An 18512-nucleotide genomic window follows, 5' to 3' on the forward strand; every position below is an offset into this window, starting at 1 on the left:
ACCTTCTGTTTTTTCCCGTCGCGCTGAGTCAGGCTGTTTAATGGTCTGAAACCCAATTTGTTTCTGTGTGCCCACCGAACTGTCCGATAATTTTTTGCATTGGGAGTCCCGGTCATGCTGAGCGCATTTCAACTGGAAAACAATCGTTTAACTCGCCTTGAGGCAGACGAGATCGAGCACCTGGCCAGTTCGGTTTGGGTCGATTTAGTCGAGCCGGATGACGAAGAACGAAACCGTGTGCAAAAGGACTTGGGCCAGAATCTGGCTACGCGCCCTGAACTGGAAGACATCGAAGCATCCGCACGTTTTTTCGAAGACGAAGACGGTCTGCATATTCACTCCTTCTTCTTCTATGAAGATGCCGACGATCACGCGGGCAACTCAACTGTCGCATTTACCATTCGCGAAGGGCGCCTGTTTACCCTGCGTGAGCGCGAACTGCCGGCATTCCGTTTGTACCGTATGCGTGCGCGAAGCCAGGCGATGGTAGATGGCAACGCTTACGAGCTGTTGCTCGACCTGTTCGAAACCAAAATCGAACAACTGGCAGATGAAATAGAAAACATCTACAGCGATCTGGAAAAGCTCAGTCGCGTGATTATGGAAGGACGTCAGGGCGATGAATATGACGAGGCGCTCTCTACGCTGGCGGAACTGGAAGATATCGGCTGGAAAGTTCGCCTGTGTCTGATGGATACCCAGCGCGCACTGAACTTCCTTGTGCGCAAGGCGCGTCTGCCAGGCGGTCAGTTGGAGCAGGCGCGTGAGATCCTGCGAGATATCGAATCCCTGCTGCCGCACAACGAATCACTGTTTCAGAAAGTTAACTTCCTGATGCAGGCGGCGATGGGCTTTATCAATATCGAGCAGAACCGTATCATCAAGATCTTCTCGGTGGTATCTGTGGTATTCCTGCCGCCAACACTGGTGGCTTCAAGCTACGGGATGAACTTTGAGTTTATGCCTGAGCTGCACTGGAGTTTTGGTTACCCAGGGGCGATTGTCTTTATGATGCTCGCAGGGCTGGCGCCATATCTGTACTTTAAGCGCAAGAACTGGTTGTAATTTTTATGCCTGATGGCGACTTAGCTTTTCCCGGCCTACGTAATCTGTAGACCAGATAAGCTCGCGCCATCAGGTAAACGATATTAAAGCCCTTTGCGCGTCCTGTGCTGGGTGTAAATCGCATCCGCAACAAAAATCGCCAATGCTACCCAGATAAAGGCGAACGTTACCATTTTATCCGCCCCCGGAACCTCGCCGTAGAATGTCACTGCCAGCAGGAACATCAGCGTTGGGCCGATGTACTGGAAAAAGCCCAGCGTGGACAGACGCAGACGCGTGGCTGCGCCGGTAAAACAGAGCAGGGGAATAGTAGTTACGATCCCCGCAGCAATCAGCAGCAGATTCAGCGACATAGGGTTCTGAGCCATGTGGCTGGTTGGACTATCTGCAATACCAAACAGATAAATTGCCGCAACGGGTAATAACCACAGGGTTTCGATCAGCATGCCAGTTTGCGCCTCGACGGCAATCTTCTTACGTACCAGACCATAAAAAGCAAAGCTGAAAGCCAGCCCCAGCGCAATGATGGGCAGTGAACCGAATGTCCACAGTTGTACCAGTACACCGCAGGCGGCTAACAGTACGGCCAGCCACTGCATGCGGCGAAAGCGCTCGCCGAGGAAAATCATCCCCAGCACAATATTTACCAGCGGGTTAATAAAATAGCCCAGGCTCGCTTCCAGCATATGGTGGTTATTGACCGCCCAGATAAAAAGCAGCCAGTTTCCGCCGATGAGCACCGCTGATAGCGCCAGCAGGAAAATCTTCTTTGGCGTTTGCAGCAGCGTTTTGATGCCCGACCATTGGCGGCTGACGCTCATCAACACCACCATAAAGAAAAACGACCAGATGACGCGGTGCGTCAGGATTTCGTCGGCGGGGACATAGTAAATCAGCTTGAAGTACGCGGGTGCGATGCCCCAAATAAAATAGGCAGCAAGAGCGAGTAACACGCCCTGCCGCGTTTGTTTAGCATCCATCGGGAAAACTCGGTTCAGAAATGTAACAGCAGTTTACCTGTTTTTACGCGCTTACCCCACCATATAAGTGGCGGTTGCGCTGGCGATATAAAGTTGTTCCTCGTTATGCAGTTCCACACGAGCAACAGCAACTTTGTTGCCCGCTCTCAGCAGACTACTGGTCGCCGTGAAGCGATTGCCCCTGCCCGGGCGCAGGTAATCAACACGTAGATCAATAGTCCCCATACGAGACATCCGTTGGCGCAGTTCGTCCTCGCTGATGGTTTCGTGGCGGGTCAGCGTACTGCCAACGCATACCAGTCCGGCGGCAACGTCCAATGCTGAGGCGATTACGCCTCCATGCAGGATACTTTGCGCCCAGTTGCCGACCATCATGGGTTGGTTATTAAACGCTAATTGCGCAAACTCTTTTTCATAGCGTTCCAGTTCCAGCCCCAGAGCCCGGTTAAACGGCATATGGTAGACAAACATTTCACCCACTAATTTCAGCGCTTGCTCAGCAGTAAGTACGGCAGACATACGATCCTGACACCCCATTGGTTAATGAAATGTTGATATTATGCTTATTATTTGTTGTTTTCTACTTTAAGACGGGATAACTAACGAGAAGCCAGCTAAGTATGTAGAATACTTGCCAGATAATTATACAATTCATCAATATTTGGTCTGGAGAACACTAAAAATGCGGGCGATTCTGGGTTGGTTATTACCAGCAGTCATGCTGCCGTTGACCGCGTATGCGCAGGAAGCGACAGTGAAAGAGATTCATGATGCACCAGCGGTGCGCGGCAGTGTTATCGCCAATATGCTGCAGGAGCATGATAACCCCTTCACGCTTTACCCTTATGACACCAACTATCTCATCTACACCAATACCAGCGACATGAATAAAGAGGCTATCAGTAGCTATAGCTGGTCTGATAATGCGCGTAAAGATGAGGTTAAGTTCCAGCTGAGCCTGGCGTTTCCGCTCTGGCGCGGGATTTTAGGCCCGAACTCTGTGCTCGGTGGCTCCTATACCCAGAAATCATGGTGGCAGCTTTCCAATAGTGAAGAGTCCTCACCGTTTCGCGAAACCAACTACGAGCCGCAACTTTTCCTCGGTTTTGCCACCGACTATCGCTTTGCCGGCTGGACGCTGCGTGATGTCGAAATGGGGTACAACCATGACTCTAACGGTCGTTCCGATCCGACCTCGCGTAGCTGGAACCGCCTGTATACCCGCCTGATGGCAGAACAGGGTAACTGGCTGGTGGAAGTGAAACCGTGGTACGTCATCGGTAGCACAGATGACAACCCCGATATCACCAAATACATGGGTTACTATCAGCTCAAAATTGGTTATCACCTGGGGGATGCCGTATTAAGCGCCAAAGGTCAGTACAACTGGAATACGGGCTATGGCGGCGCGGAGCTGGGTTTAAGTTACCCCATCACGAAGCATGTTCGTCTTTATACCCAGGTCTACAGTGGCTATGGCGAATCGTTGATCGACTACAACTTTAATCAGACGCGCGTGGGTGTGGGCGTGATGCTCAATGACATTTTCTGATCTGCGCAATGATTGTGTTTTAAACATTGCAGTTTCTCTCTCAGGCGCTGAAAATAGCGCCTGTTTTTATTTATAGCTAATGGGGTTAATGTGGCGCAGGCGGAAGTGTTGAATCTGGAAATGGGCGCTAAACAGGTTTTACAGGAAACCTTTGGCTACCAACAGTTTCGCCCTGGTCAGGAAGAAATCATCGACACCGTGCTCTCTGGCCGCGACTGCCTGGTCGTCATGCCGACCGGTGGCGGTAAATCCCTCTGCTATCAAATTCCCGCATTATTGCTGAACGGGCTAACCGTTGTCGTTTCACCGCTGATTTCCCTGATGAAAGACCAGGTTGATCAACTGCTGGCAAATGGCGTAGCGGCTGCGTGTCTGAACTCCACCCAGAGTCGCGAGCAGCAGCTTGAGGTGATGGTCGGTTGCCGCAGCGGGCAAATCCGCTTGCTATACATTGCGCCCGAACGTCTGATGCTGGATAACTTTCTTGAACATCTGGCGCACTGGAATCCGGTGCTGTTGGCTGTTGATGAAGCGCACTGTATTTCTCAGTGGGGGCATGATTTTCGTCCGGAATACGCCGCACTGGGCCAGCTGCGTCAACGTTTTCCTGCTCTGCCGTTTGTCGCACTGACGGCAACCGCTGATGAAACAACCCGACTGGATATTGTTCGTCTGCTGGGGCTGAATGATCCGTTAATTCAGATCAGCAGCTTTGACCGACCGAACATTCGCTACATGTTGATGGAGAAGTTTAAGCCTCTCGATCAACTGATGCGTTACGTGCAAGAACAGCGCGGCAAGTCCGGTATTATTTACTGTAATAGCCGTGCGAAAGTAGAAGATACCGCCGCACGTCTGCAAAGTCGTGGGATCAGCGCAGGGGCCTATCATGCCGGGCTGGAAAACAGCATTCGTGCTGAGGTGCAGGAGAAATTCCAGCGCGATGACCTGCAAATCGTCGTGGCAACCGTGGCGTTCGGGATGGGAATTAATAAACCTAACGTACGCTTTGTGGTGCACTTTGATATTCCACGTAACATCGAGTCGTATTACCAGGAAACGGGTCGCGCCGGGCGTGACGGCCTGCCTGCAGAAGCGATGCTGTTTTATGATCCAGCCGATATGGCGTGGTTACGCCGCTGCCTTGAAGAGAAACCCGCCGGGCAATTGCTTGATATTGAGCGACATAAGCTGAATGCGATGGGGGCGTTTGCCGAGGCGCAAACCTGCCGTCGTCTGGTCCTGCTGAATTATTTTGGCGAAGGGCGTCAGGAGCCGTGCGGCAACTGCGATATTTGTCTCGATCCGCCGAAACAGTACGATGGTTTAATGGATGCGCGTAAAGCGCTGTCGACGATATATCGCGTTAACCAGCGTTTTGGGATGGGCTATGTCGTCGAAGTGCTGCGCGGAGCAAATAACCAGCGTATTCGTGAGCTGGCTCATGACAAACTGCCAGTCTACGGTATTGGACGTGAGCAGAGCCATGAGCACTGGGTGAGCGTGATCCGCCAGTTGATCCATCTTGGCCTGGTCACGCAGAATATTGCCCATCACTCCGCGTTACAGTTAACCGAAGCGGCGCGCCCGGTACTGCGCGGCGATGTCCCGCTACAGCTTGCCGTGCCGCGCATTGTGGCGCTAAAACCGCGTGCGATGCAGAAATCCTTTGGCGGCAACTACGATCGCAAGCTGTTTGCCAAATTGCGTAAGCTGCGCAAAGCCATTGCAGATGAAGAGAATATTCCACCGTATGTGGTCTTCAACGATGCCACGCTGATTGAAATGGCGGAACAGATGCCAGTTTCACCGAGCGAAATGCTGAGCGTCAATGGCGTAGGGATGCGTAAACTTGAGCGATTCGGCAAAGAGTTTATGGCGCTTATTCGTGCGCACGTTGATGGTGACGACGAAGAGTAGTCAGCCAGGCAAAAAAGTGCCAGGATGGTGACTCACTGAACTATTCCCCCGCGAGTCAATTTTATGTTAACGCTATTTTTTACCGTTGCGTTGGTACACATCGTTGCGCTGATGAGCCCTGGCCCCGATTTTTTCTTTGTTTCTCAAACGGCCGTCAGCCGTTCGCGTAAAGAAGCGATGATGGGCGTGCTGGGCATCACCTGTGGTGTCATGGTCTGGGCAGGTGTGGCGCTGCTCGGTCTGCATCTGATCATCGAAAAAATGGCCTGGCTGCACACTATTATTATGGTGGGTGGCGGTCTGTATCTGTGCTGGATGGGCTACCAGATGCTGCGTGGCGCGTTTAAAAAACAGGATGTCGCTGCTCCCGCACCGCAGGTTGAGCTGGCACAGAGTGGACGCAGCTTTATCAAAGGCCTGCTGACCAACCTGGCGAATCCTAAAGCCATTATCTATTTTGGCTCTGTATTCTCGCTGTTTGTAGGTGATAGCGTAGGTACCGGCGCGCGCTGGGGTATTTTTGCCCTGATAATCGTAGAAACGCTGGCCTGGTTTACCGTGGTCGCCAGCCTGTTTGCGCTACCGAAAATGCGTCGTGGCTATCAGCGTCTGGCGAAGTGGATTGATGGATTTGCTGGCGCGTTGTTCGCTGGTTTTGGTATCCATTTGATTATTTCGCGTTAATTCGGTTACCCGCCTGGGTAGACCCAGGCGGAGAGCTGTTTATTGCGCAAGTTTCTGTAATTCATCCTTCGAAAGGCCGGTCATTTCCATAATTGCATCAATATCCAGACCTCGCTTAAGCATTGCTTTTGCAATGTCCAGTATGGCAATACGTTTGCCCTCTTCGCGACCAATTTGCTTTAGCTGATCCGCCATTGTCATCAGTTTGTCTCCATGCTGCGGCACGCGCTGTGCCAGCTTATACAGTAATGTCTGAACATCTTGTGTATTCCCTGCTTGCACCATGTAGTTTATCAGCACGATTATTTGTTGTCCGCTCATCTTCTCCAGCATAAACAGGCGGGTAAGTTTATCCAGCAACTGCGCCATGTCACGCTGGCGAATATGTTTTTGCACTAATGTCAGTGCTGCCATACTGCGATGCTGCATGATTTCATCATCGGGGATTATCGTCACATCCACCAGTGGAAATGGCGTGCTGTAAAGCTGACGGGCGGTACCCGGATCCTCAAAGTGATCCAGCCAGTTCATTGAACCTTGCCAGGGCGTTTGCTTCCCATGGTAAAAGAGAACAGGAATAACCAGCGGTAGAGTATCGTTTCCTGCCTCCAGATGACGTTGCATGGCTGCGATTGCATAGCGCATCAGTCGAAACGACATATATTTATCCGGTGAGCTTTGATGCTCAATAAGCACATGTACGTAGCCATGGCCGCTGGTGGTTTCCAGTGAATAGAGGATGTCACTGAAATAGGGACGCAGATCGTCCTCCACAAAGCTACCTGATTCAAGTTGCAGCGTTTCCAGTTTGCAAATTTTGAGTAATGAGGGAGGAAGATGAAGTTCGATGAAGTCCCGCGCGGTTTCCACGCGGGAGAGGAAGGTCTTAAATACAGCATCGTGTGGTGTCGTTGCTTCCGCCATCGTCCATCATCCGTGAAAGGTGAATGTGGCTGAATTCTGGCATGAGCAATTAACCCCCTGATAGCGCAGAATAAAAGACTTTTATCCCTTTGCGGCGAGGCCCGAAAAGCCATGTACAGATGTTCTGACTGTCAGTATTTCAGTGCGAGCACTGTTCCATTTGCTACGCATGCCGAGCTGATGCCAACAGGGCGCCTATCAGCATAAACAGTGACCCAAACACTTTGTTTAGCGCCTTCATTTGTTTTGGCCCTTTAATCCAGCCTGCAATGCGCGTGGCCAGCGTCGCGTAACCTATCATCACTATCACATCGACCACAATGGTCGTGATGCCAAGCACGACATACTGCATTAACTGAGGCTCCTGCGGCATAATGAACTGGGGGAACAGTGCGGCGAGAAACACAATACTCTTCGGGTTAGTCAGATTGACAAAAACGGCCCGTTTGAACAGGCGACTGCGTGATTGTGAATTCGCCATGGTGTTCAGGTCGATAGCGCCCGCAGCGCGCCATTGTTGAATTCCCAACCAAATCAGATAAGCCGCTCCCGCCCATTTCAACACCTCAAATGCGATAACCGAACGTGAGAATAACGTTCCCAGTCCAACGCCAACCAGCACGATATGGATACCTAGCCCGGTTTGCAAACCAGCAATCGATGCACTTGCTCCCCGATAGCCGTGGCTGATGGCGGTAGTCATGGTATTGATTGCACCTGAGCCCGGAGACAAGCTCAAAATAATAGAGGTCAGCAGGTAGGCGAACCACCATTCAAAGGTCATGAGAAACTCCCGGATTGTCTATTTTTATGCCACAATACGCTACTGTCGCTGCGTTGTGTCAGACACGGCGAAAAAAACGATTTTACTTGGTCAGCGAGGCTGGATACCTGATGTTTCAGCAGCAAAAAGACTGGGAAACAAGAGAAAACGCGTTTGCCGCTTTTTCCATGGGGCCACTGACAGATTTCTGGCATCAGCGGGAGGAAGCGGAGTTTACAGGCGTAGATGATGTCCCTGTTCGTTTCGTCCGCTTTCGTGCAGAAAAAAACGATCGTGTGATCGTTATCTGTCCTGGGCGCATTGAAAGCTACGTGAAGTACGCTGAACTGGCGTATGACCTGTTTTATTCTGGTTTTGACATACTCATTATCGATCACCGCGGGCAAGGGCGTTCCGGGCGGATGTTATCGGACCCGCATCGTGGTCATGTGGATAACTTTAATGACTATGTTGACGATTTAGCCGCCTTCTGGCAGCAGGAAGTACAGCCAGGTCCATGGAGAAAACGTTACATACTGGCGCATTCCATGGGCGGTGCGATTGCAACGCTGTTCCTGCAGCGCCATCCTAATCAGTGTGATGCCATCGCGCTCTGCGCCCCAATGTTTGGTATTGTGATGCGTTTTCCTGACTGGATGGTGCGCCATATTCTTGACTGGGCCGAGGGGCACCCGCGCATTCGCGAAGGCTATGCTATGGGAACCGGTCGCTGGCGGGCACTGCCGTTTGGGATGAATTCGCTAACCCATAGCCGACAGCGCTATCGGCGTAATTTGCGCTTCTATGCTGATGATCCGCAACTGCGTGTCGGCGGTCCCACTTATCACTGGGTGCGTGAAGGCATTCTGGCTGGTGAGCAGGTCCTGGCCGGAGCTGGAGATGACGCTACCCCAATGCTGCTAATTCAGGCTGAAGAAGAACGTGTGGTGGATAACCGCATGCACGATCGTTTTTGTGAACTCCGCGCCGCAGCGGACCATCCTGTAGAAGGAGGTCAGCCGCTTGTCATAAAAGGCGCGTACCATGAGATCCTTTTTGAAAAGGACGCAATGCGCTCAGTCGCGCTCAACGCCATTGTTGAATTTTTCAACAGGCATAACTCATCCAGCGGAAATCGCTTTGCTTAGAGGTTTAATTTTCTTATGTATCAGGTTGTTGCGTCTGATTTAGATGGTACATTGCTTTCCCCCGACCATACCCTGTCCCCTTATGCCAAAGAGACACTGAAATTGCTGACTGCTCGTGGTGTCAACTTTGTGTTCGCAACCGGTCGGCATCATGTTGATGTGGGGCAAATTCGCGATAACCTGGGGATTAAATCCTACATGATCACCTCCAACGGCGCGCGCGTGCATGATCCTGATGGAAAGCTGGTGTTCTCGCATAACCTGGATCGTGACATTGCCAGTGACCTGTTTGGTGTGGTGAATGCAAATCCGGACATCGTGACTAACGTTTATCGCGATGATGAGTGGTTTATGAACCGCCATCGCCCGGATGAAATGCGTTTTTTCAAAGAAGCGGTATTTAACTACTCGCTGTTTGAACCTGCGCTACTGGAGCCGGAAGGCATCAGCAAAGTGTTTTTCACCACCGACTCACACGAAAGGCTGCTACCGCTGGAGCAGGCGATTAATGCCCGCTGGGGCGATCGCGTGAACGTCAGTTTCTCCACTCTCACTTGCCTGGAAGTGATGGCTGGCGGCGTCTCGAAAGGCCATGCACTGGAAGCGGTAGCGAAAGCGATGGGTTACAGCCTTCAGGACTGCATTGCCTTCGGCGACGGTATGAATGATGCAGAGATGCTCTCCATGGCAGGAAAAGGCTGCATTATGGGGAATGCGCATCAGCGCCTGAAAGATCTGCATCCGGAACTGGATGTGATTGGTCTCAATGCCGACGATGCCGTGCCGCACTATCTGCGCGATCTCTTTTTAAAGTAATTGTTCTTTAGTTGACCAGTTGTCAACTAAACTCTTCGCTACAATGGGTGTACCTTTTGTTCAGAGACATCCATTGTGGCGTTACTCATCATTACCACGATTCTGTGGGCCTTTTCTTTTAGCCTGTTTGGCGAGTACCTTGCTGGTCATGTCGATAGCTATTTTGCGGTACTGGTTCGTGTTGGGCTTGCGGCGCTGGTATTCCTGCCGTTTCTGCGTACCCGTGGGCACGGCGTAAAAACAATCGGTCTGTACATGTTGGTGGGGGCCATGCAGCTTGGCATCATGTATATGCTGAGTTTCCGTGCCTATCTCTATCTGACGGTTTCAGAGTTACTGTTGTTTACTGTCCTGACGCCGCTCTACATTACGCTAATTTATGACCTGATGAGCCGACGCCGCTTACGCTGGAGTTACGCGTTCAGCGCGTTACTGGCGGTGATTGGTGCAGGGATTATTCGTTACGATCAGGTGACCAGTCATTTCTGGACCGGCCTGCTTCTGGTGCAGCTTTCCAACATTAGCTTTGCCATCGGTATGGTGGGTTACAAGCGTCTGATGGAAACTCGTCCAATGCCGCAACACAACGCCTTTGCCTGGTTTTATATGGGGGCGTTGCTGGTGGCGATTGTTGCCTGGTTCATGTTGGGGAATGCCCAAAAAATGCCTGAAACCACGTTGCAGTGGGGGATCCTGGTGTTTCTTGGGGTGGCGGCATCTGGCATTGGTTACTTTATGTGGAACTATGGCGCGACGCAGGTGGACGCGGGTACGCTGGGCATTATGAATAATATGCATGTGCCTGCGGGACTGTTGGTTAACCTGGCAATCTGGCATCAACAGCCTCACTGGCCGAGCTTTATCACTGGTGCGGCTGTGATAGTGGCCTCACTGTGGGTACATCGGCATTGGGTCGCTCCGCACTCCGCACAAACGGTAAGTGATCGCAGGCGTGATTCCGCGCTGAACGAATAAACGCTTCAGTGACTGGCTGGCGCTGCTCACCGTCGCGTACAGCGGCGTACAGTCGACTCCACAATCCATTGCCCAGGGTTTTGGTCACCACCAGACCCTGGCGTTCAAAACTCTCCACTACCCAGTGCGGCAAGGCGGCGATACCCATTCTGGCGGCAACCATTTGAATCAACAGCAGGGTGTTATCCACGCTCTTCAACGACGGGCTAATGCCAGCAGGCTGCAGGAAATGACGCCAGACATCCAGCCGACTGCGCTGTACCGGATAAATGAGAAGAGTCTCACTGGCTAAATCTTCCGGCGTGATCTGCGTTTTGCTGGCCAGCGGGTGATCGGGTGCCAGGATCAGACGCACTTCAAAATCGAACATCGGTGAGTAGTGCAGGCCACTACGCGGCAGAATGTCGGACGTCATTACCAGATCCAGCTCATCCTGCTGTAAGGCCGGCTGCGGATCGAACGTCACGCCGGATTTAAAATCCATCTCTACTTGCGGCCAATTTGCGCGGAAATTCTCCAGCGCGGGGGTCAACCACTGAATACAGCTATGACACTCAATGGCGATACGCAGCCGGGTTTGCTGCGGCTCATTACATGCCTGCAGCGCACGACCAATTTGTGGCAGCACCTGGTTTGCCAGTTGCAGCAAAATTTCGCCCTGCGGCGTAAAGCGCAAAGGCTGACTTTTGCGGACAAATAGTCGAAAGCCAAGACGCTGCTCCAGATCGCTGAACTGGTGAGACAGGGCGGATTGGGTCTGATGCAGCGTCGCTGCTGCGGCTGCCAGCGAACCACTATTCCGCAACGCTTGCAGCGTTTTCAGATGTTTAATCTCGATCATGAAAGTCCTTCACCTCGGCATGAACAAATTGCGCTTGAGGAATACACAGTACCTTTACATTATGGATGTGTAAACATCTGGACGGCTAAAATCCTTCGTCTTTTAAATTTATGGTGTGTTGGCTGCGTTTTTCCACCCCGGTCACTTACTTCAGTAAGCTCTCAGGGATGAATAAACTTGCCTCCTTCCCTAAATTCAAAATCTATAGGATTTACATATAATTAGAGGAAGAAAAATGACAATACTTAATCACACCCTCGGTTTCCCTCGTGTTGGCCTGCGCCGCGAGCTGAAAAAAGCACAAGAAAGCTACTGGGCGGGAAATTCCTCTCGTGAAGAGTTGCTGGTAGTAGGCCGTGAGCTGCGTGCCCGCCACTGGGATCAACAAAAGCAAGCGGGTATTGACCTGCTGCCGGTGGGGGACTTTGCCTGGTACGATCACGTCCTGACCACCAGTTTGCTGTTGGGTAACGTCCCGGCCCGCCATCAGAACAAAGACGGCTCTGTCGACATCGACACCTTATTCCGCATTGGCCGTGGCCGTGCACCGACCGGTCAACCGGCGGCGGCGGCAGAAATGACCAAATGGTTTAATACCAACTATCACTACATGGTGCCGGAGTTCACTAAAGGTCAGGAGTTCAAACTGACCTGGACCCAACTGCTGGACGAAGTTGACGAAGCGCAGGCGCTGGGTCACAAAGTGAAACCGGTGCTGCTGGGTCCTGTGACTTACCTGTGGCTGGGCAAAGTGAAGGGCGAGCAGTTTGACCGTCTGAGCCTGCTGAAAGACATTCTGCCAGTTTACCAGCAGGTGCTGACTGGGCTGGCGCAACGTGGCATTGAGTGGGTGCAGATTGATGAACCGGCACTGGTGCTGGAACTGCCGCAGGAGTGGCTGGATGCTTACAAATCAGCGTATGACGCGCTCACAGGACAAGTGAAGCTGCTGTTGACCACCTATTTCGAAGGAGTAACCCCGAATCTCGACACCATCACCGCACTGCCGGTACAGGGTCTGCATGTTGACCTGGTCCATGGTAAAGATGACGTGGCAGAACTGCACAAACGTTTGCCGGATGACTGGTTGTTCTCTGCAGGTCTGGTGAATGGCCGCAACGTCTGGCGTGCCGATTTAACCGAGAAATATGCGCAGATTAAAGACATTGTCGGCAAACGTGCGCTGTGGGTAGCCTCTTCGTGTTCCCTGCTGCACAGCCCAATTGATCTGAGTGTCGAGACTCGCCTTGATGCTGAAGTGAAGAGCTGGTTTTCTTTCGCTCTGCAAAAATGCGGTGAGCTGGCGCTGCTGCGTGATGCGCTGAACAGCGGTGATACTGCCGCGCTGGAGGAGTGGAGCGCGCCGATTCAGGCTCGTCGCCATTCAACCCGTGTACATAATGCAGCCGTTGAAAAACGTCTGGCTGCGATCACTGCACAGGACAGCCAGCGTACCAATGCTTATCCGGTACGTGCCGAAGCACAGCGTGCGCGCTTTAACCTGCCGGCATGGCCGACCACGACCATTGGTTCCTTCCCGCAAACCACGGAAATTCGCGGTCTGCGTCTGGACTTCAAGAAAGGCAATCTTGACGCCAACAACTACCGCACCGGCATTGCGGAGCACATTAAACAGGCCATTGTAGAACAGGAGCGTTTAGGCCTCGACGTGCTGGTACACGGTGAAGCCGAGCGTAACGACATGGTGGAGTATTTCGGTGAGCATCTGGATGGCTTTGTCTTCACCCAGAACGGTTGGGTACAGAGTTACGGCTCTCGCTGCGTGAAGCCGCCAGTGGTAATTGGTGATGTCAGCCGTCCGGAAGCGATTACCGTTGAGTGGGCGAAGTACGCACAGTCACTGACTGATAAACCGGTTAAAGGCATGCTGACTGGCCCTGTGACTATTCTCTGCTGGTCATTCCCACGTGAAGATGTGACTCGTGAAACTATCGCTAAACAGATTGCGCTGGCGCTGCGTGATGAAGTCGCGGATCTGGAAGCCGCTGGCATTGGCATCATCCAGATTGACGAACCGGCATTGCGCGAAGGTCTGCCACTGCGTCGCAGCGACTGGGCAGCATACCTGGAGTGGGGCGTGGAAGCTTTCCGCATTAATGCTGCGGTGGCGAAGGACGAAACCCAAATCCACACTCATATGTGTTATTGCGAGTTTAACGACATCATGGATTCGATTGCGGCGCTGGACGCAGACGTGATCACTATTGAAACCTCACGTTCTGACATGGAGCTGCTGGAGTCATTCGAAGAATTTGACTATCCGAATGAAATCGGACCGGGCGTGTACGACATCCACTCACCGAACGTTCCAAGTGTCGAGTGGATTGAAGCCCTGCTGAAGAAAGCTGAGCAACGTATCCCCGCAGAGCGTCTATGGGTGAACCCGGACTGCGGTCTGAAAACCCGCGGCTGGCCGGAAACCCGTGCCGCACTGGCAAACATGGTCAAAGCCGCGCAGAACCTGCGTCAGGCGTAAGATTAAAAACGGAGGCGCAAGCCTCTGTTCTGATGAGATGTTTTGTAAGCCGGGTAAGGCGTAGCCACTACCCGGCAAAATACGTTATTTCTTCCCGCCATAAAGTGCGAACCACTCCAGCATTCTTTGCCAGCCGTCTTTTGCAGACTCTTCGTGATAGCTCGGACGGTAATCGGCGTTAAACGCGTGTCCGGCATCGGGATAGACCACGATTTCCGCTTTGGCATTCGCGGCGCGTAATGCCTGACGCATCGTTTCGATAGTCTCTTGTGGAATGCTGTAGTCCTGACCGCCGTAAAGCCCCAATACCGGTGCATTCAGGTCGGTAGCGATATCGACAGGGTGTTTAGGTGAGTTCAGGGTTTTGTCGCCAATCAGTTTTCCGTACCACGCCACAGCCGCTTTGAGCTGTGGATTGTGAGCGGCATACAGCCAGGCGATACGACCGCCCCAGCAAAAACCGGTGATCATCAGTTGATGTGCATCACCGCCGTTGCGGGAGGCCCAACTGGCAACGTGGTCCAGATCGGCCAGCACCTGGGAGTCAGGCACTTTAGCTACCAGGCCACTCAGTAGCGTAGGGATATCTGCAAAATCATTTGGATCGCCCTCGCGAAAATAGAGTTCCGGGGCGATAGCCAGATACCCTTCCAGCGCAAGTCGGCGGCAAACATCACGGATATGTTCATGAATGCCAAATATTTCCTGCACGACGATGACTACGGGCAGCGGGCCATCAGCCTGTTTTGGCCGCGCGTGATACGCCGGCATATCATCGCCTTGAGAAGGTATTGACGTTACACCTGCGATAATCGCGTTATCCGGTGTGTGAACTGTTGTTGATGCGGGTGGGGATGCAGCAGGTGCAAAGCCAGATTGTCGTATTGTTGTCATGGTATTCTCCGTACCCTTAAATAATCAGCAAAAAAGCGCATTGTTAACTATAGACACATGCAACGAATCACATTGCCTTAAACGGTCTATCTTTTGTGCAAGGCTTCCCGATGATGAGTGGTTAATGTGATGTGTGTCACTTTTTCACGGTAAATTAATGCAATTGATTTACATCATGGTGATGACTGTCACGAAAATATGTTTATGCCTTCGGTAAAGTGTCTTTTTGCTTCTTCTGACAAAACCGATTCACAGAGGAGTTTTTTATGTCTAAGTCTGATGTTTTTCATCTCGGCCTCACTAAGAACGATTTACAAGGGGCCCAGCTCGCTATCGTCCCTGGCGACCCGGAGCGTGTGGAAAAGATCGCCGCGCTGATGGATAAGCCGGTCAAGCTGGCATCTCATCGCGAATTCACTACCTGGCGTGCAGAACTGGATGGTAAAGCAGTGATCGTCTGCTCCACCGGTATCGGCGGCCCATCTACTTCTATCGCTGTAGAAGAACTGGCTCAACTGGGCATTCGTACCTTCCTGCGTATCGGCACTACTGGTGCTATTCAGCCGCATATCAATGTTGGTGATGTGCTGGTAACCACGGCATCCGTTCGCCTGGACGGTGCAAGCCTGCACTTTGCGCCAATGGAATTCCCGGCTGTTGCGGACTTCGAATGCACCACCGCGCTGGTTGAAGCAGCGAAATCTATCGGTGCAACTACTCACGTGGGCGTTACTGCCTCTTCTGATACCTTCTACCCAGGCCAGGAGCGTTACGACACCTTCTCTGGTCGTGTGGTGAGCCGTTTCAAAGGTTCTATGGAAGAGTGGCAGTCCATGGGCGTTATGAACTATGAAATGGAATCCGCTACGCTGCTGACTATGTGCGCAAGTCAGGGTCTGCGTGCAGGTATGGTTGCTGGTGTTATCGTCAACCGTACTCAGCAAGAGATCCCGAATGCAGAAACCATGAAGCAAACGGAAAGCCACGCGGTGAAAATCGTGGTAGAAGCAGCGCGTCGCCTGCTGTAATACACCCTTCTTTGTAAAAAGGCCGACGTGTTCGGCCTTTTTATTTTGCGTAGTGCCTCGCAGGAAATTCCTTTTAAACTGGACGTTTATACAGCACAATTCTATTTTGTGCAGGTAATTCGTTGCTGTAAGGGGGCGTTGTGGATATTTCAATTATGATGAGTGCTGTGGTGGCGTTGGCTGCAGGGCTGCTTGTGGGTTGGCTGGCGACCAAAGCGCGTGCCGATCAGATCCGAGCAGATCTCATCGAAGAACGGCGTGAGTTGGATATTGCGCTGAGCGCCGCCCGGCAACAGCTTTCGCAGGAAGCCCACTGGCGAGAAGAGTGTGAGCTACTCAATAACGAGTTACGCAGCTTACACACCATCAACACCTCTCTGGAAGCCGATCTCCGGGAAGTCACCACCCGTCTGGAAGCGACGCAGCAGCACGCTGAAGATAAAATTCGCCAGATGATCAACAGTGAACAGCGTCTGAGCGAGCAGTTCGAAAACCTTGCGAACCGTATTTTTGAGCACAGCAACCGCCGCGTTGACGAGCAAAACCGGCAAAGCCTGAATAGTTTGCTTACGCCATTGCGTGAACAGCTGGACGGTTTTCGCCGCCAGGTTCAGGATAGCTTTGGTAAAGAGGCGCAGGAAAGGCACACTCTGGCGCACGAAATTCGTAATCTCCAGCAATTGAACGCGCAGATGGCGCAGGAAGCCGTTAACCTGACGCGGGCGTTGAAAGGGGATAACAAGACCCAGGGGAACTGGGGAGAAGTGGTGCTCACGCGAGTGCTGGAGGCTTCCGGTCTGCGTGAAGGCTATGAATATGAAACCCAGGTCAGTATTGAAAATGACGCGCGTTCACGGATGCAACCGGATGTTATTGTCAGACTGCCACAGGGAAAAGACGTGGTTATCGACGCTAAAATGACGCTGGTCGCCTACGAGCGCTATTTTAATGCAGAAGATGACTACACCCGGGAGAGCGCGTTGCAGGAGCATATTGCCTCTGTGCGTAACCATATTCGTCTGTTGGGACGCAAAGATTACCAACAGCTCCCAGGGTTACGCACGCTTGATTATGTACTGATGTTTATTCCCGTTGAACCTGCTTTTTTGCTTGCGCTGGACAGACAGCCCGAACTGATAACCGAAGCACTCAAAAATAACATTATGCTGGTTAGCCCTACTACGTTGTTGGTGGCATTGCGCACTATCGCGAATCTGTGGCGTTATGAACACCAGAGCCGTAACGCGCAGCAGATTGCAGATCGGGCCAGCAAGCTTTATGACAAAATGCGGTTGTTTATCGATGATATGTCGGCGATCGGCCAGAGTCTGGACAAAGCGCAGGACAACTACCGACAGGCGATGAAAAAACTCTCCTCAGGGCGTGGAAACGTCCTGTCGCAGGCAGAAGCGTTTCGTGGATTAGGTGTAGAAATTAAGCGCGAGATTAATCCTGAACTGGCTGAACAAGCCACAACTCAGGATGAAGAATACCGCTTACGCTCGGTCCCGGAGGCGCAGCTGGATGAGGCTTATCCCGATAATGCAGCGGCAAATCAGCAATCGAACTAGCCCGTTTGGGGTAGTTGAACCCGGCAGAAGGGTAGGGCAAATTGGCCCAATCTGTTACACTTCTCGAACATTTTATTGATGAGTAGGCACTGAGATGGTGGAAGATTCACAAGAAACGACGCACTTTGGCTTTCAGACCGTCGCTAAAGAGCAGAAAGCTGACATGGTGGCCCACGTTTTTCATTCTGTGGCGTCTAAATATGACGTTATGAATGATTTAATGTCATTTGGCATTCATCGTTTGTGGAAGCGCTTCACCATTGACTGTAGTGGCGTGCGTCGCGGACAAACCGTTCTGGATTTGGCGGGTGGTACGGGAGATCTGACGGCGAAATTTTCTCGCATGGTTGGTGAAACCGGTCAAGTCGTCCTGGCGGATATCAATGACTCAATGCTCAAAATGGGTCGCGAAAAGCTGCGCAATATCGGTGTGATTGGTAACGTCGAGTATGTCCAGGCAAATGCTGAGGCACTGCCTTTCCCTGACAATACCTTCGACTGCATCACGATTTCGTTTGGTCTGCGTAACGTAACGGAAAAAGAGAAAGCATTACGATCCATGTATCGGGTATTGAAGCCCGGTGGACGCTTGCTGGTGCTGGAGTTTTCCAAACCGATTATCGAACCTCTGAGCAAAGCGTATGATGCTTACTCTTTCCATATTCTGCCACGTATTGGTTCAATGGTGGCCAACGATGCAGAAAGCTACCGTTATCTGGCGGAGTCCATCCGCATGCATCCCGATCAGGACACCTTAAAAGCGATGATGCAAGATGCCGGGTTTGAAAGCGTGGATTACTACAACCTGACAGCAGGTGTGGTTGCGCTGCACCGTGGCTATAAGTTCTGACAGG

General features: G+C 52.0%; 17 protein-coding genes. 11 read left to right on the top strand and 6 right to left on the bottom strand.

Annotated elements, in window-relative coordinates; genetic code table 11:
• Nucleotides 1-114 precede the first annotated feature (114 nt).
• Nucleotides 115-1065 (top strand): magnesium/cobalt transporter CorA, encoded by a 951-nt coding sequence (corA, locus tag AACS05_RS23960; protein WP_045449116.1) that lies wholly within the window; start codon nt 115-117, stop codon nt 1063-1065.
• Between the two features lie 83 nt (nt 1066-1148).
• Here corA and rarD read toward each other — a convergent pair whose 3' ends face one another.
• Both rarD and yigI read right to left on the bottom strand, forming a co-directional pair.
• Nucleotides 1149-2045 (bottom strand): EamA family transporter RarD, encoded by an 897-nt coding sequence (gene rarD, locus AACS05_RS23965; RefSeq protein ID WP_045449117.1) that lies wholly within the window; start codon nt 2043-2045, stop codon nt 1149-1151.
• Between the two features lie 51 nt (nt 2046-2096).
• Nucleotides 2097-2564, bottom strand: coding sequence for an acyl-CoA thioesterase YigI (yigI, locus tag AACS05_RS23970; RefSeq protein ID WP_005133301.1), 468 nt, complete (start codon nt 2562-2564; stop codon nt 2097-2099).
• A gap of 163 nt (nt 2565-2727) precedes the next feature.
• On the opposite strand from yigI, the gene pldA reads away from it, so the two are divergent.
• The 3 genes from pldA to rhtC all read left to right on the top strand — a co-directional run bounded on the left by pldA (nt 2728) and on the right by rhtC (nt 6201).
• Nucleotides 2728-3597, top strand: a complete 870-nt coding sequence (pldA, locus tag AACS05_RS23975) for a phospholipase A (protein WP_045449120.1) — start codon at nt 2728-2730, stop codon at nt 3595-3597.
• 90 nt (nt 3598-3687) lie between these two features.
• Nucleotides 3688-5517 (top strand): ATP-dependent DNA helicase RecQ, encoded by a 1830-nt coding sequence (recQ, locus tag AACS05_RS23980; RefSeq protein WP_045449123.1) that lies wholly within the window; start codon nt 3688-3690, stop codon nt 5515-5517.
• Between the two features lie 63 nt (nt 5518-5580).
• Nucleotides 5581-6201, top strand: a complete 621-nt coding sequence (gene rhtC, locus AACS05_RS23985; protein WP_045449125.1) for a threonine export protein RhtC — start codon at nt 5581-5583, stop codon at nt 6199-6201.
• Between the two features lie 39 nt (nt 6202-6240).
• On the opposite strand, the gene AACS05_RS23990 is transcribed toward rhtC, so the two are convergent.
• Together AACS05_RS23990 and rhtB are read right to left on the bottom strand one after the other, a co-directional pair.
• A complete protein-coding gene (locus tag AACS05_RS23990) occupies nt 6241-7125 on the bottom strand; it encodes an Rpn family recombination-promoting nuclease/putative transposase (protein ID WP_045449128.1) in 885 nt (294 codons plus the stop codon).
• 163 nt (nt 7126-7288) lie between these two features.
• Nucleotides 7289-7909, bottom strand: a complete 621-nt coding sequence (gene rhtB, locus AACS05_RS23995; RefSeq protein WP_045449129.1) for a homoserine/homoserine lactone efflux protein — start codon at nt 7907-7909, stop codon at nt 7289-7291.
• A 110-nt stretch (nt 7910-8019) separates the two neighbouring features.
• Here rhtB and pldB point away from each other — a divergent pair, with 110 nt between their 5' ends.
• The 3 genes from pldB to AACS05_RS24010 all read left to right on the top strand — a co-directional run bounded on the left by pldB (nt 8020) and on the right by AACS05_RS24010 (nt 10827).
• Nucleotides 8020-9036 (top strand): lysophospholipase L2, encoded by a 1017-nt coding sequence (gene pldB, locus AACS05_RS24000; RefSeq protein WP_045449131.1) that lies wholly within the window; start codon nt 8020-8022, stop codon nt 9034-9036.
• Nucleotides 9037-9051: 15 nt separating this feature from the next.
• Complete coding sequence (yigL, locus tag AACS05_RS24005; RefSeq protein ID WP_045449133.1) at nt 9052-9852, top strand: sugar/pyridoxal phosphate phosphatase YigL; 801 nt, start codon at nt 9052-9054, stop codon at nt 9850-9852.
• A gap of 75 nt (nt 9853-9927) precedes the next feature.
• Nucleotides 9928-10827 (top strand): carboxylate/amino acid/amine transporter, encoded by a 900-nt coding sequence (locus AACS05_RS24010; RefSeq protein WP_045449135.1) that lies wholly within the window; start codon nt 9928-9930, stop codon nt 10825-10827.
• Here the strand turns inward: AACS05_RS24010 and metR are convergent.
• A complete protein-coding gene (metR, locus tag AACS05_RS24015; protein WP_045449138.1) occupies nt 10715-11668 on the bottom strand; it encodes an HTH-type transcriptional regulator MetR in 954 nt (317 codons plus the stop codon). The two genes, AACS05_RS24010 and metR, sit on opposite strands and share 113 nt — an antisense overlap.
• 235 nt (nt 11669-11903) lie before the next feature.
• On the opposite strand from metR, the gene metE reads away from it, so the two are divergent.
• Complete coding sequence (metE, locus tag AACS05_RS24020) at nt 11904-14165, top strand: 5-methyltetrahydropteroyltriglutamate--homocysteine S-methyltransferase (RefSeq protein WP_045449140.1); 2262 nt, start codon at nt 11904-11906, stop codon at nt 14163-14165.
• An 84-nt stretch (nt 14166-14249) separates the two neighbouring features.
• Here metE and AACS05_RS24025 read toward each other — a convergent pair whose 3' ends face one another.
• Nucleotides 14250-15059, bottom strand: a complete 810-nt coding sequence (locus AACS05_RS24025; protein WP_045449142.1) for a dienelactone hydrolase family protein — start codon at nt 15057-15059, stop codon at nt 14250-14252.
• A gap of 266 nt (nt 15060-15325) precedes the next feature.
• On the opposite strand from AACS05_RS24025, the gene udp reads away from it, so the two are divergent.
• The 3 genes from udp (at nt 15326) to ubiE (ending at nt 18508) form a co-directional block, all read left to right on the top strand.
• Entirely contained in the window at nt 15326-16087 is a 762-nt protein-coding gene (gene udp, locus AACS05_RS24030; RefSeq protein WP_006686084.1) for a uridine phosphorylase, read from the top strand.
• Nucleotides 16088-16227: 140 nt separating this feature from the next.
• On the top strand, nt 16228-17658 hold the full coding sequence (gene rmuC / locus AACS05_RS24035; RefSeq protein ID WP_144243090.1) for a DNA recombination protein RmuC: 1431 nt from the start codon (nt 16228-16230) through the stop codon (nt 17656-17658).
• A gap of 94 nt (nt 17659-17752) precedes the next feature.
• The gene (gene ubiE / locus AACS05_RS24040) at nt 17753-18508 is read left to right on the top strand and encodes a bifunctional demethylmenaquinone methyltransferase/2-methoxy-6-polyprenyl-1,4-benzoquinol methylase UbiE (protein ID WP_045449144.1); all 756 of its coding nucleotides are present in this window, start codon (nt 17753-17755) and stop codon (nt 18506-18508) included.
• The last annotated feature ends 4 nt before the right edge of the window (nt 18509-18512 follow it).

This window comes from Citrobacter sp. S-77 (genome assembly GCF_963864895.1).
Taxonomy (GTDB): domain Bacteria; phylum Pseudomonadota; class Gammaproteobacteria; order Enterobacterales; family Enterobacteriaceae; genus Citrobacter; species Citrobacter murliniae.

Bases quoted from the DNA above. Each gene is read 5' to 3' on its own strand.
- corA (WP_045449116.1), top strand. From the start codon at position 115: ATGCTGAGCGCATTTCAACTGGAAAACAATCGTTTAACTCGCCTTGAG.
- rarD (WP_045449117.1), bottom strand. From the start codon at position 2,045: ATGGATGCTAAACAAACGCGGCAGGGCGTGTTACTCGCTCTTGCTGCC.
- yigI (WP_005133301.1), bottom strand. From the start codon at position 2,564: ATGTCTGCCGTACTTACTGCTGAGCAAGCGCTGAAATTAGTGGGTGAA.
- pldA (WP_045449120.1), top strand. From the start codon at position 2,728: ATGCGGGCGATTCTGGGTTGGTTATTACCAGCAGTCATGCTGCCGTTG.
- rhtC (WP_045449125.1), top strand. From the start codon at position 5,581: ATGTTAACGCTATTTTTTACCGTTGCGTTGGTACACATCGTTGCGCTG.
- AACS05_RS23990 (WP_045449128.1), bottom strand. From the start codon at position 7,125: ATGGCGGAAGCAACGACACCACACGATGCTGTATTTAAGACCTTCCTC.
- rhtB (WP_045449129.1), bottom strand. From the start codon at position 7,909: ATGACCTTTGAATGGTGGTTCGCCTACCTGCTGACCTCTATTATTTTG.
- pldB (WP_045449131.1), top strand. From the start codon at position 8,020: ATGTTTCAGCAGCAAAAAGACTGGGAAACAAGAGAAAACGCGTTTGCC.
- yigL (WP_045449133.1), top strand. From the start codon at position 9,052: ATGTATCAGGTTGTTGCGTCTGATTTAGATGGTACATTGCTTTCCCCC.
- metR (WP_045449138.1), bottom strand. From the start codon at position 11,668: ATGATCGAGATTAAACATCTGAAAACGCTGCAAGCGTTGCGGAATAGT.
- metE (WP_045449140.1), top strand. From the start codon at position 11,904: ATGACAATACTTAATCACACCCTCGGTTTCCCTCGTGTTGGCCTGCGC.
- AACS05_RS24025 (WP_045449142.1), bottom strand. From the start codon at position 15,059: ATGACAACAATACGACAATCTGGCTTTGCACCTGCTGCATCCCCACCC.
- udp (WP_006686084.1), top strand. From the start codon at position 15,326: ATGTCTAAGTCTGATGTTTTTCATCTCGGCCTCACTAAGAACGATTTA.
- ubiE (WP_045449144.1), top strand. From the start codon at position 17,753: ATGGTGGAAGATTCACAAGAAACGACGCACTTTGGCTTTCAGACCGTC.